The organism is Kitasatospora sp. A2-31, assembly GCF_022288725.1.
In the GTDB taxonomy this organism is placed as follows: Bacteria; Actinomycetota; Actinomycetes; order Streptomycetales; family Streptomycetaceae; genus Kitasatospora.
Window position 1 is genome coordinate 18,710 of the sequence record NZ_JAKNTA010000006.1, and the last position, 13,014, is coordinate 31,723.

Genomic DNA, 13,014 nt, shown 5'->3' on the forward strand with positions numbered 1-13,014 from the left:
GGCGCCGCCGCCCCGCACGGACCCGCGGCGCCCGGCCGGAGCCACGTCCGACCGGCGCCGACACCACACCGACGGTACCGACCGTCACTCTCAACAGACCGCGCTCCCGTCACGCCCCACACCGTCGGGCGGACGCGCGGTCGCCCCGCTCACGCCCGCGGCCACCCCGCCGGGGCCACAGGAGGATTCCCATGCTCGACCACCGGCTGAACAGCGAGTACGAGGAACTGCGGCGCACCGTCGCCGAGTTCGCCCAGGACGTGGTCGCGCCGAAGATCGGCGAGTTCTACGAGCAGGGCGAGTTCCCCTACGAGATCGTGCGGGAGATGGGGCGGATGGGCCTCTTCGGCCTGCCCTTCCCGGAGGAGTACGGCGGCATGGGCGGCGACTACTTCGCCCTCTGCCTCGCCCTGGAGGAGCTCGCCCGCGTCGACTCCTCGGTCGCGATCACCCTGGAGGCCGCGGTCTCGCTCGGTGCGATGCCCGTCTACCGCTTCGGCACGGAGGAGCAGAAGCGCGAGTGGCTGCCGCGGCTCACCTCCGGCGAACTGCTCGGCGCGTTCGGTCTGACCGAGCCCGAGGGCGGCTCCGACGCCGGCGCGACCCGCACCACGGCGCGGTACGACGAGGCCACCGACGAGTGGGTCATCAACGGCACCAAGTGCTTCATCACCAACTCGGGCACCGAGATCACCGGTCTGGTCACCGTCACCGCCCTCACCGAACCGATCGCTCGTTCGAGTGAAGAAGGCGAATTCTCCTCGCCGCAGCGCGAAATCTCGTCCATCATCGTGCCCACCGGGACCCCGGGCTTCCAGGTCTCGAAGAAGTACTCGAAGGTCGGGTGGAACGCCTCCGACACCCGCGAACTGTCCTTCACCGACTGCCGCGTCCCGGCGGCCAACCTGCTGGGCGAGCGCGGCCGCGGCTACGCCCAGTTCCTGCGGATCCTCGACGAGGGCCGCATCGCCATCGCCGCCCTGGGCACCGGCCTCGCCCAGGGGTGCGTCGACCAGTCCGTCAGCTACGCCGGTACCCGCCGCGCCTTCGGCCGGCCGATCGGCGCCAACCAGGCCATCCAGTTCAAGCTCGCCGACATGGAGATGCGCGCGCACGTCTCCCGCCTGGCCTGGCGGGACGCCGCCTCCCGGCTGCTGCACGCCGAGCCGTTCAAGAAGGAGGCCGCGATCGCGAAGCTGTACTCGTCCGAGGCCGCCGTCGACAACGCCCGTGAGGCGACCCAGATCCACGGCGGGTACGGCTTCATGAACGAGTTCCCGGTGGCGCGCTTCTGGCGCGACTGCAAGATCCTCGAAATCGGGGAGGGCACCTCGGAGGTCCAGCGCATGCTCATCGCCCGTGAGCTCGGCGTCGTCTGAGGCGCACCCGACCCTTCACGGAAGCACGCCCGTCCGCGGGCCCTCCCGCACACCGCTCCGCCGCGGCCGGTGCGTTCGGAGGCCTGCGGACGGGCCCGGACGGACCCGACGGCGGCAGCACGCCGCCGTGACGGAACGTCAGGGAATCACGATCACCGGGCGGTTGGCGCGGCGGGCCAGCCGGCCGGAGACCGATCCGAAGATCTTGCCGAGCAGGCCGTGCGTGCTGCCGACCACGATGGCGTCGGCGGCGTACTCGCGGCCGACCTCCTCGATCTCGTGGCAGATGTCGCCGCCCCGCTCGACCAGGATCCAGGGGACTCCGGCGAGGAAGTCCGCACAGGCGAGCTCCAGGCCGAGGACCTCGGTCCGGTGGTCGGGGAGGTCCACGAAGACCGGGGGCTCGCACCCCGCCCAGACGGTCGCGGGCAGGCGGTTGGCGACGTGCACGATCACCAGGCCGCACTGCGAGCGACGCGCCATGCCCACCGCGTAGGCGAGGGCGCGCTCGCTGGACAGGGAGCCGTCGAAACCGACTACCACACCGTGCTGGAACGCCGGGTCGCAGGCACGGGCGGCCGCCTCCTGCGCGATCGGCTCGCCGGTTCCACCGGTCACGCCGGGCACGCCGGGCACGCCCGGACGCTCGGCGCCCGGCCCCAGGCGGCCACTCACGGCCGGCTCCGCAGACTCGGACCGGTGCTGGTCCCGCCGGTGCCGGGAGCCGGGGCGGCTCCGGCGCGCGATGTCGCGCAGGACCCGGGAGAGGGCGCCGGCGCCCAGCGCAGCAGGCGGGACCTCGACGCCGTCCGCGCTCCGGCGCCCCTCTCCCCCGGCCGACGCGCCACCGACACGGGACGCACCCGGTTCCACCGGTCGGGAGGACTCAAAACCAGCCATGGCTCAAGGCTCTTCGCAGGAGATGGGCCGACAGGAGAGGACAACGCTGCCCAGGCAGCAGGGCCGCCCACGGGACGACGTCGGTCTGCGCCGAGCACCACCGTTTGTGACCTATTCCTTTCAGAGTACGACGGGCGAAAGGCTCAGCCCAGCTGCGGAGCCCCGGATCACCCTTGTTCCCGCGAACGGAGGATGCGCCCGCCGACGGCGGTGCGCCCGTCGTGTGCGCGGTCGCGCCCCCTCTGGCGAAGGAGGTTCTCTGGAGCTTGACTGAGCGGACCGGGCGGCGCAACAGGCCCCCCGGACACCGTGACCGGACTGTCATTGATCGACGACGATCCGTTGCCGCCCGTCACCGCGCGCTGCCGCCGGCGGTCCGACCGGAACCGCGTGAGCTGTCCGATCCCCCGGACCGGCCGCCGGGGTGCCCGAGGTCTGGAGCCGCTACGGTTTCAGCCATTTCATGCCGGTTCGCGACGGCCTCTGGCATTTGCCAGATGCATACCCGCGCCCGCTGGCACCATGCTCGGCATGCCCCTGCTCCTGCTCGACCTCGACAACACGCTGCTCCCCAGGGATGCCGCTTTCCGGGCCTGGGCTCAGGATCTTCTGGCCGAACGAAACCTGCCGCCGGGCGACGTCGACTGGTTCGTCACCATCGACGGCGGCGGCTACGTGCCGCGCAGCACCGTACTGTCCGCCGTGCGGCGCCGCTACGGATTGGACGACTCCTTCGAATTCCTGCTGGCGCACTACCGGCGCGGCATCAACTCCCACATCCACTGCCCGCCTCGGCACGTGGATGCACTGCGGGCGGCGCGCGAGGCGGGCTGGACGCTCGGCATCGTCAGCAACGGCGGCACGCGGCCCCAGCTGGAGAAGATCCGCCGGACCGGCCTCGGCCCGCTCGTCGACGGTTGGGTGATCTCGGAGGAGGCGGACTGCGTCAAACCCGACCCGCTGATCTTCGAGATCGCCGCCCAGCGGTGCGGCATCGCACCGACCGGCGACTGGACGGCGGAGACCTGGATGATCGGCGACCACGCCCCCGCCGACATCGCGGGGGCGGAGCTCACGGGGCTCCGCAGCGTCTGGCTGCACCACGGCCGTCCCTGGGCCGAGCCCGGCTACCGGCCGACGCTGAAGGCGGCCGGGCTGCCGGAGGCGATCGGGCAGGTGCTGTCCGCGCGCGGCGCGCCGGGTCTCCGGCCCGGGATCCGGGCCGGCGGTGCCGCCCGGCGCCGCCCCGCGGCCGCGGCTCCGGGCCTTCTCCCGGAGCGCACCCGCGCGGTGACGGCGCGGCCCGGCTCGCGGGCCGGCGCACAGCTTCCGATATCCGCCCCGGACGGGGTGCATGCGCCCATTGCCGGGAGCACGGTGCGGAACGGACGCGCGGCCTCGACGGCGGAGATCGCTGTCCGAAACCTGTCCGGCGGATTTGCCGCGGCCGGCGGCGCTCGCCCCACGGATGTCGCGGGCCTGCCGGCCCCGGCGGGGTGCACCACGGCGGCCTCCTCCACCACGGCGGTCTCTTCCCCCACGGTTGCCCTGACCGGCACGGTGGCCCTGACGGGCGCAGTCGGCCTGGCGGTCGCGACGGGCCTGCCGTCCGTCCCGGCGGAACCGCGGACGGGCACGGGCCTGCCGGGCGGCGGGCGCCGCACCGCCGAGGGCCCGGCGGGCGAACGCCCGGCTCGGACGCTGTTCGCGACTCCGGCCGCCCGGTTCGGCCCGCGGCCGGCCCTGGCCGTTCCGCCGGGCGCGGGCGAGGCCACCGCCCGGGCAGCGGCCGTCCGGCCCTGAGGCAAGCCGCACCGGATGCCCGCCCGGGCATCGGCCGAGGCCGGAACCACCGCCCCTCCGGCGGTCCCCTACCGTCCACGGCCGGCGGTCGGGACCGGCCGGACGGGGGCGAACGGCCGGGGCCGAGCGGCCTGGACGAACGGTCGGGGCCGGCCGGACGGCCGCCCCGGCGCCCCGACCCGGCCCGGCCCGGCCCGGCCCGGCCCGGCCGACGAAACGACCGCCCCCGGTCCGCTACTCGGCCACAGGCGCGAGCGGGGTCCACCAATGCGTGCGGCCCTGCTCCGTGAAACCGAGCTTCCGGTAGAGCGGCTCGCCGAGCATGGTGGCGACCAGGGTCGCCGGACGGTCCGGGTGGGCACCGGCCAGCGCGGTCTCCAGGACGGCGCGGCCCACGCCCCGGGAGCGGTGGTCGGGGAGCGTCGCGACCCAGTAGACCCCGGTGGCCCGGCCGTCGTCGTAGGTCAGGCAGGCGCCCGCCGGCGCACCGTCGACCCGGCCGAGCCAGGCCCTGAGGCCCGGTTCCTCCAGCAGCGCCTCCGGCAGCATCCCCCCGCGCGTCCAGGGCCGCCGGGCCTCGATCGGGAAGCCGTCGACCACGGCGTGCTCCACCTCGGCGAAGCCGTCCGCGTCCAGCACCTCATCGACCGTCAGGGACCAGCCGCCGCCGGAGGACGCTCCGGAGCCGGCCGCCCCCGCTCCGGCTCCCGATCGGTCCGATGACCGGTCGTCAGGTCCCGGAACGGCCGCCTGCTCGCCGAACCGCGGGTTCTCCAGCGGGCCCGGCTCGCGGGTCATCACGGCCATCGCAAGGCCGTGGCCGAGTCCGTGGCGGGTCATGTCCAGGATCCCGTACGGGTCCTCCACCGTCACGGCGATGCTGCCCCACTCCCGGATGAGGCCCGCCACGTCGTCCTCCAGTGCGGCGATGTCGCCACCGGGGCGGGTCACCACTATGCGGTGGGCGTCCTCCGGGGTGCGGGCGCAGCGGACCGCGGTGAAGCGGGGATCGACGAGCCGCTGCCAACCATGGGCGCGGGCTTGGGCGAGCCAGAATTCGGCAGCGTTGTCGGTGGCCTGTTCGAGCCGGCTGATGGTCTTCACGGTCGGACGCTAGCGCGGGGCGGCAGACCGCCGCTCACCCGCCCCGGCACTGGCCGGATGAAGCCAGGGAGGCGCACGCTTCGCCGTCTGTGCGCCGTCATGTGCACCGTCGATTTTCGGCCAATCTCGCGCGGCTCCCCCGGCTTTGGGCAAAGCCGCAGCCCAGACCCGCCGACCGGGCGCGCGGGAACCTGACGCCCCAGGACCCGTCCCGCCACAACCAGCCACCCTTGCACAGGCCCCCTTCCCAGAAGGGTCGACGGGTGCCACGCTTCGTGATCGAATGCATCACGCCAAATTGCCATGTCGACATAGCGTCGGATGGTGAACTTGTCACAACGGCAACGGTCCACCCGATAGATTCGATCTTGGCTAGCAGTGCCGCACCACCACACCACACCACCGAGGGGGCTTGAGCGCCTTGAGCAGGGTGAGCAGGAGCGACGCGGGTCCTGACAGCGGCCAGCCGGTGGCCGGCATCGCGGGTCGTTCCGCGAGAGCCGCCGCCTCCGCCGCTGCCAACACCCGCCTCTCCGGCAGCTCCACCGCCGCCCCGTACCCCTCGTACAGCTCTGCGGCCGCTCCGGCTCCGTCCGCCCCGAGCGCCTCCTCGTCGGCGGCAGCGGGCTTGTCGGCCTACTCGGCGGCAGCGGAGCATGGTGGACGAACCGTCAGCCGATTTCCCGTCAATCAGATTGCGCCGCAGGGTGCGGCGGCGGCCGGCCCTACCGGCCCGTCGATTCCCGGCCATGGCGCCGCGATGCACGCAGGCGGACAGCACACCGGTCAGCACGGCCAGACGTACGGCGGACCGTTGCACGGCGGTCAGGGGCAGCCGTACGGGCAGTCCCTCGCCCAGCCGGCGGGGGACGGGGCGTTCCCGGCGTTCCCCGGCGGCCCGGCGGCGCCCGCCCCCACCGGCGGTCTCCCCGCCGGAGCGGTGAGCCAGGGCAGCACCGCCGGAGCCAACGGCCACGGCGCGATCGGCCACGTCCCGGCCTCCCACGGCGCGACCGGCCACACCCCGGGCGGCCACGGCGTCACCGGCCACGGCGCGAACGGCACCTCCGCGCCCGTGATGGTCACGGCGCCCCGGAAGCTGTCCGGCCGGCGCCGACGGGAGACCGTCGCGGTGCTGATCTTCGGCGGTGCACCGATCTTCGAGAGCTCGATCCCGCTCTCCGTCTTCGGCGTCGACCGCCAGGACGCCGGGGTTCCGCGCTACCGCCTGCTGGTCTGCGCCGGGGAGGAGGGGCCGCTCGCCACCACCGGCGGACTCACGCTCTCCGCGCCGTACGGGCTGGAGGCGCTGGCCCGGGCGGGGACGATCGTGGTCCCGGCCTGGCGCTCGATCTCCCAGCCGCCCCCGGTCGAGGCGATCACCGCGCTGCGCAAGGCCCACCACGAGGGCGCGCGGATCATCGGCCTCTGCACCGGTGCGTTCGTCCTCGCGGCCGCCGGTCTGCTGGACGGGCGCCCGGCCACCACGCACTGGATGTACGCGCCGACCCTCGCCAAGCGCTACCCGCGGGTCCACGTCGACCCGCGCGAGCTCTTCGTCGACGACGGTGACGTGCTGACCTCGGCCGGCACGGCCGCCGGCATCGACCTCTGCCTGCACGTGGTGCGCAGCGACCACGGCGCCGAGGCGGCCAACGCGCTGGCCCGCCGGCTGGTGGTGCCGAGCAGGCGCAGCGGCGGCGGACAGGCCCAGTACATCGATCAGTCTTTACCGGAGGAGATCGGCAACGACCCGCTGGCCGAGGTGGTCACCTGGGCGCTGGAGAACCTCAACCAGCAGTTCGACGTCGAGGTGCTGGCGGCCCGCGCCTACATGAGCCGCCGCACGTTCGACCGGCGGTTCCGCACGCTGACCGGCAGTGCCCCGCTGCAGTGGTTGATCACCCAGCGGGTGCTCCAGGCGCAGCGGCTGCTGGAGACCTCGGAGCTGTCGGTGGACGACGTCGCGCGCCGCTGCGGCTTCCGGTCGCCGGTCGCGCTGCGCGGGCACTTCCGGCGCCAGCTCGGGGTCTCGCCCGCCGCCTACCGGACCAGCTACCGGGCCCGGCGGCCCGGCACGGCCGCGCCCGCCCCGGTTCCGGCGCACGCGGGCGAGCTCCGGCCGGTGGGCGCCGCCGCGCAGACGGCCGGCGCGCACGCGGCCGCTGCGGCGGCCGCCGCGGCGAGCGGGGCACTGCTCGGGCAGCACGGGCAGGCGGCCGGGGCCGCGTTCCCGGCGGCCGGTGGTTCCGCGCACCAGGGGCAGCACGGGCACCAGGGGCAGCACGGCCACCAGCAGGGGCAGCCGGTGGCGCAGGGGTTCCACGCCCGCGCCGCGCAGCCGTACCCGCACCAGCAGCACCCCGGACAGCCGGGGGCCGGGCGCGGTCCGGTCCGGTCGCCGCTGGTCCCGCCGCAGACCGGTCCGGGGGCGGGACGTCCGGCGCGGACGGCGGAGCACGCCGCCGCGGAGGACGGCCACCCCCAGCCCGGTGCGCGAGGCCAGGGCCAGGGGCACCGCGCCGTGGCCGATCAGGCGACGGACGACCCCGGCCCGGCCGGCGGGAGCGGCGTGGCCGGCGTCGGACCGGGTGGCGGCGGCCGCGGGCACGGTGCGCCTGCCGGTCGGGTGCCGGCTCCGGCGACCGGTACGGCGGAGGGCCGGGCCCGGCAGGCCCGGGCTCCCCAGGCCCGTCCGCAGGGCGGGCGGGCAGGGACGCCGGACCCGGGCCGCGAGGCCCGGGTCGCTCGGGACGCCCACCGGGTCGGCCAAGCCCATCAGGTCGGCCAGGCCGACCCGGGCCGCGAGGCGCAGGAGCCGGACGGCCACGGCGAGGGCGAGCGCGCCGCGGAGACCTGCGCCCCGGCGCCGCGCTCGACTCCTCCGGTGCCCGCGGCGCGTGATCGCGCCGTAGGGTGAGTGGCGTGAATGACCGTTTGGTATGGATCGACTGTGAAATGACAGGCCTCGACCTCGACCGGGACGCCCTGGTCGAGGTCGCTGCGCTGGTGACGGACTCGGAGCTGAACGTCCTCGGCGAGGGTGTCGACGTCATCATCCGCCCGCCCGCCGAGGCGCTTGCCAACATGCCCGAGGTGGTGCGCGCCATGCACACCTCCTCCGGCCTGCTCGACGAGCTGGAGAACGGCGTCACGCTCGCCGAGGCGGAGGCCCTCGTCCTCGCCTACGTCCGCGAGTACGCGCCGGAGGCCGGGCGGACGCCGCTCTGCGGCAACTCGGTGGCGACGGACCGCGGCTTCCTGGCCCGGGACATGCCGGCCCTGGAGGGGCACCTCCACTACCGGATCGTGGACGTCTCCTCGATCAAGGAGCTGGCCCGCCGCTGGTACCCGAGGGCGTACTACAACAGCCCGCAGAAGGGCGGGAACCACCGGGCGCTCGCCGACATCCGCGAGAGCATCGACGAACTGCGGTACTACCGCGAGGCGGTGTTCGTCCCCCAGCCCGGTCCGGACACCGACACCTCCCGGGCGATCGCCGAGAAGTACCAGGCCCCGACGTCGACGGACTGACCCGGCCTTCCCGGCCCGTTCCGGCGGCCCCGGTCGGGGCTTCCGGAACGGGCCGGACGGTGCCCACGGACGCCTGATCGAAACCCTGGCGCGAGCACCCTCTCGGATCCTGTAGAGTTCTTCCTGTCGGAACGGGAACGCGAGAGCGGGAACGGACCGGACAGATGGTGGGTGTAGCTCAGTTGGTAGAGCACCTGGTTGTGGTCCAGGTGGTCGCGGGTTCGAGTCCCGTCACTCACCCCAGAGCCTGAGGGCCGATCTCGGAGGAGATCGGCCCTCAGGCGTTTTCGCATGCCCGGGACTTCCGCACCCTGCGCCGGCCCGCCTTCCGGTACCGGAATCGGCCGGGAGGTGCCGCGGACCGCGTCCGCCGAGGTGGATCCGGGGTGTGAGATCTGTCGGCGGGTCTGCCGCTCGAAGCTACCGGCTAGTAACATGCCTGCCATGACGACACCTTCGATCGGCCAGCTGCTGGACTCGACCGTGCCGATGGCGCGCACCCTCAAGCTCGAGTACCTGGAGACCACGCCGGAGCGCGCCGTGCTGCGGCTGCCCGACCAGCCCGAGTACCACAACCACGTCGGCGGCCCGCACGCCGGCGCCATGTTCACCCTCGCCGAGTCCGCGAGCGGCTGCATCGTCCTGGGTGCCTTCGGCGACCAGCTCTCGCGCGCGGTGCCGCTCGCGGTCAGCGCCGAGATCGCGTACAAGAAGCTGGCCATGGGCGCCGTCACGGCGACGGCCGTGCTGGGCCGCCCGGCCGCGGACATCGTCGCCGAGCTGGACAAGGGCGAGCGCCCGGAGTTCCCGGTCACGGTCGAGATCACCCGTGCCGACGGGGCTGTGACCGGCGTCATGACCGTCATCTGGACCCTGCGCCCCAACTCCTGACCGCCACCGGGCGCGTCCGGGCCTCGGGCCGGCCCGGAGCGCGGTCGCGGCTCACGGCTCACGGCTCACGGCTCACGGCTCACGGCGATGACTGTCCGTGACGGTCGCCGTGACCTCACGGCCCGTCCGCTCGTTCTCGATTCACGTGCGAGCCAATCACGCGACCATGGCACCGGAACCCGTCCGACGCGGCGTCGGCCTCACGGGGCGTACGGACGCCAGGCGGCCGACCCGGGGACGGGCGGTCGCGGTCGGCGGGGCGCTCCTCGCCCAGGTGTGGTGGCTGGGCGCGCCCGGGGCGCTCGCCGCGACCGCCGAACCACTGCCCGAGCCGGTGAACCGCACCGTCGGCCGGGCCCTGGGCGGCGGCACTTCCGACGGAGGGTCAGCCGAGCGGCCCGCCGAGGGGGAACGCGAGAACGGACCGGGCGAGGGCTCGGGCGGCAGGGGCGAGGGCTCCGACCGCACGGGCCGCGGCCGGGGCGGGGCATCGGCCGAGGGGGAGCCTCGTTCCTCCGGCCGGGCCCCCGCCGGCGAGGGCGAACCGGGCTCGCCCGGGCTGCTCGGCGGACTCGCCACGGCCGCCGCCAGCCCCGGCTCCGGCCCGGCCGGAGCGCGGGTCGGCGACGTCCTCCAGGGCCGGATCCGGGCGGGCGGTCTGCCGCTTCCCGGGCAGCCGGCCGCCGTCCCGGACGCGTTCGCGATCGCCTCCGGCCTGCTCGGCGCCGTGCCCGTGCAGGCCCGCACCGCTCAGGCACGCGCCTCCCGTGACGGCGAGGGCGTGGAGTCGGCGGCGCCGTACGGCCGTTCCGGCGCCGCCGCGGGGCGGCCCGTGCCACCGCCCGCGGGGCCGCACGGCACGGCCGCCCCACCGTCCGTCACGGGCAGTGCCGACCGGCAGGGTCCGCCGGGCGGGCCGTCCGGGCCGGGCGGTACCGGCGTACCCGGCGCCGCCGTTGCGGAGCGTTCCGCACCGCACGGGAACCTCGCCGCCGTCGATCCGGCGGCGGTCGCCGCCGATCCGGTCGGACACGGCCTCGCGGGCACCGGGACGGCCGTCCTCGCCCCGATCGCGGCCGGGCTGCTGCTGACCGGAGCCGCGATGTGCAAGCACCGGGGGCTGCCCCGCGGCCACTGACGGCGGCCCGCGCCCGTTCGTTCAGACCCCCGTGCCCGCCGCGATCTCCAGCCCGAGCAGCGGCAGTTCGCGGCCCGGTACCGACTCCGACGCAGTGGTGCCGATCCGCGTGGCGCCCATGGCGAGGTAGAACGGCTCGGCATTCGGGTCGGCGTCGATGGTGAGGCGGCGGCTGCCCATTCACGACGGCCTGCCGCCCACGGCCGAGCGCGTTTCCGCACCGGCCCGCCACAGCGTCGGACCCAGCGCCGCGGAGGCGGTGCCGTCAGTGGAAGACGCCCGGGGGCGGAGCCGGCGAGGGGGCCGCGGTGGCGTCCGTGGCGGGAGCGGCGCCCGCGGCGAAGTCGGCCAGGGAGCGGCCGTGCTCCACCCGCCCGAGCGCGGCGTCCGAAGCCACCCTGCGGCCCAGCTCGGCCAGGGGGAGCGGCGTGTGCCCGGCGGCCAGGACGAGGTTGCCGAAGCGCTTGCCGCGCAGTACCGCCGGATCCGCCACCAGGCAGAGCTCGGGGAAGACCGCACCCAGGGTGGCGATCTGCGAGCGGGCGAACGGCAGGCCGGCGCCGTCGGCGATGTTCACCGCGTACCGGCCGCCGGGGGCCAGGGCCCGAGCGGCGAGCGTGGTGAACTCGACGGTCGTGCAGTGGGCCGGTACCCGGGCCCCGGAGAAGACGTCGGCGATCACCAGGTCGGCGCCGGCCTCGGGGGCCCGCTCCAGCACGCTGCGGGCGTCCGCGCCCCGCACCTTGATCTGCCAGCTCCGCTCCAGCGGGAGCTCGGCGCGCACCAGTTCGGTGAGCGCGGTGTCGATCTCGGCGACCTGCTGGCGGGAGCGCGGGCGGGTGGCCGCCACGTAGCGGGCCAGCGTCAGGGCGCCGCCGCCGAGGTGCAGGACGGTGAGCGGGCGACCGGGCGGGGCGGCCAGGTCGATCAGGTGGCCGAGCCGGCGCTGGTACTCGAATCCCAGGTGGGTCGGGTCGGCGAGGTCGACCATGGACTGCGGCGCGCCGTCGATCAGCAGCGACCAGGCGGCGGGGCGGTCGCGGTCGGGGCGGAGTTCGGCCAGTCCGGAATCGACGGGACGGGCGAGCGGGCCCTGGGCGTGCGTCCGGCCGCCGGGGCCGGTGGCCGCCGGCTGCGGGTCGGCCGCCGTTCGGGTTCGGTCCGTGCCCCGGCCGGCTCTGCTGCTGCGTCCCATACCGGCCATTATCGCCGCCGCGCGCGAGGGCTCCGCAGCTCAGCGGGGTCGAGGCGGCCGAGCGGTGGGGGGCGAGGTCTGCGGATGGGGCGGAAGGCGAGCGCGGGCGGAAGGCGGCCGCGGGATCGGAACGGGCCGCGGCTCGTTACGGCCGCGGGCTCAGAACGGGCCGAGGCCGCCGGCGGTGAGGGTGCAGGCGGCCTCGCAGAGCGCCGAGCGCAGGACCCAGGCGTCGGTGGGGCGGGCGCTGCAGTCGGCCCCGGCGGGCGGCATCACCCAGCGCGGGTCGGCGGCGGGCAGCAGCAGCGCTCCGGCAGTACAGGAGCTGCCCGGCAGGTGCCAGGTGGCGGACGTGCCGGCCGGGACGAAGAAGGAGAGGGTACTGCCGTTGCGGCTCTGCAGCACCACGCCGCAGGCCCGGCGCAGCCGCAGGATGTCGACCGCCTCCAGCCCGTGCCGCAGGGCGACGGTGACCGTGTCGTAGCCGGCGACGACCACACCGCCGGCGCCGGCGTCGTCCGCGCCGAGGCGCCGGAGCGGGGTACCGCCGCCGCACGGAGCGCGGCCGCCCGCCGCCGAGCCGCGGACCGGCCCGCGCTCGTCGGCCGGCTCGGGCAGCAGGGCGGGGGCGGCGTCGGCGAGCACGCCCCCGGCGACCAGGCGGTGGTACTGCGGTACTCCGGCGGCCATCACGGGCCCTCCTGTCACCTCGTCCGGTCGGAAGCACCGCCGCCCGGGGGCAGGGGGCGCCGCGGGGGAACGGCGGGGCGGGCGGCGGGTGGGGCTTCCACGTATCAGGACAACGCCCAGGATGCGGCCCAGGCCACGGGGCGCCTTACAGCAAGGCATGGCATTTCATGGCAGATCCCGGCAATCACGCCCGGTTCGCACCGAATTGTCACCACATCAGCCACAAACTCGCCGTAGTGCGTCGGTGACTCCGGGTACTGTCGGTGGCGAGCGTGACGGCCCGTCCCACCCCGGCCGGGCCTGTCCGCAGCCGTCCGCGTCCTTCCGCAGTCCGGCCCGCCACCCCGCACCAGCACCGAGCACGAGTACCGAGAGCACCG

At 75.3% G+C, this 13,014-nt stretch carries 9 protein-coding genes, 1 tRNA gene and 2 pseudogenes; 7 read left to right on the forward strand and 5 right to left on the reverse strand.

Going from position 1 to position 13,014, the window contains the following annotated elements:
• The first annotated feature begins 191 nt into the window (after positions 1 to 191).
• Positions 192 to 1,379, forward strand: coding sequence for an acyl-CoA dehydrogenase family protein (locus MCM47_RS18070; RefSeq protein WP_238862689.1), 1,188 nt, complete (start codon positions 192 to 194; stop codon positions 1,377 to 1,379).
• A 138-nt stretch (positions 1,380 to 1,517) separates the two neighbouring features.
• Here the strand turns inward: MCM47_RS18070 and MCM47_RS18075 are convergent, their stop codons facing one another.
• Positions 1,518 to 2,006, reverse strand: coding sequence for a universal stress protein (locus MCM47_RS18075; protein ID WP_238863015.1), 489 nt, complete (start codon positions 2,004 to 2,006; stop codon positions 1,518 to 1,520).
• A 597-nt stretch (positions 2,007 to 2,603) separates the two neighbouring features.
• Here MCM47_RS18075 and MCM47_RS18080 point away from each other — a divergent pair.
• A complete protein-coding gene (locus MCM47_RS18080; RefSeq protein WP_238862690.1) occupies positions 2,604 to 4,082 on the forward strand; it encodes an HAD family hydrolase in 1,479 nt (492 codons plus the stop codon).
• Between the two features lie 234 nt (positions 4,083 to 4,316).
• Here the strand turns inward: MCM47_RS18080 and MCM47_RS43290 are convergent, their stop codons facing one another.
• Positions 4,317 to 5,186, reverse strand: a complete 870-nt coding sequence (locus tag MCM47_RS43290) for a GNAT family N-acetyltransferase (RefSeq protein WP_238862691.1) — start codon at positions 5,184 to 5,186, stop codon at positions 4,317 to 4,319.
• Between the two features lie 1,078 nt (positions 5,187 to 6,264).
• On the opposite strand from MCM47_RS43290, the pseudogene MCM47_RS18090 reads away from it, so the two are divergent.
• The 5 genes and pseudogenes from MCM47_RS18090 to MCM47_RS18110 form a co-directional block, all read left to right on the forward strand.
• A pseudogene (locus MCM47_RS18090) lies at positions 6,265 to 7,267 on the forward strand (helix-turn-helix domain-containing protein); the annotation flags it as partial.
• 844 nt (positions 7,268 to 8,111) lie between these two features.
• Positions 8,112 to 8,720, forward strand: a complete 609-nt coding sequence (gene orn / locus MCM47_RS18095; protein ID WP_238862692.1) for an oligoribonuclease — start codon at positions 8,112 to 8,114, stop codon at positions 8,718 to 8,720.
• Positions 8,721 to 8,887: 167 nt separating this feature from the next.
• Positions 8,888 to 8,963 (forward strand) — tRNA-His (locus MCM47_RS18100).
• Between the two features lie 201 nt (positions 8,964 to 9,164).
• The gene (locus tag MCM47_RS18105; RefSeq protein ID WP_238862693.1) at positions 9,165 to 9,611 is read left to right on the forward strand and encodes a DUF4442 domain-containing protein; all 447 of its coding nucleotides are present in this window, start codon (positions 9,165 to 9,167) and stop codon (positions 9,609 to 9,611) included.
• 166 nt (positions 9,612 to 9,777) lie between these two features.
• Entirely contained in the window at positions 9,778 to 10,749 is a 972-nt protein-coding gene (locus tag MCM47_RS18110; RefSeq protein ID WP_238862694.1) for a hypothetical protein, read from the forward strand.
• 21 nt (positions 10,750 to 10,770) lie between these two features.
• On the opposite strand, the pseudogene MCM47_RS18115 reads toward MCM47_RS18110, so the two are convergent.
• The 3 genes and pseudogenes from MCM47_RS18115 to MCM47_RS18125 form a co-directional block, all read right to left on the reverse strand.
• A pseudogene (locus MCM47_RS18115) lies at positions 10,771 to 10,929 on the reverse strand (hypothetical protein); the annotation flags it as partial.
• Between the two features lie 85 nt (positions 10,930 to 11,014).
• Positions 11,015 to 11,953 (reverse strand): spermidine synthase, encoded by a 939-nt coding sequence (locus tag MCM47_RS18120; protein WP_238862695.1) that lies wholly within the window; start codon positions 11,951 to 11,953, stop codon positions 11,015 to 11,017.
• Between the two features lie 150 nt (positions 11,954 to 12,103).
• Positions 12,104 to 12,634, reverse strand: coding sequence for a hypothetical protein (locus tag MCM47_RS18125; protein ID WP_238862696.1), 531 nt, complete (start codon positions 12,632 to 12,634; stop codon positions 12,104 to 12,106).
• Positions 12,635 to 13,014: the final 380 nt, after the last annotated feature.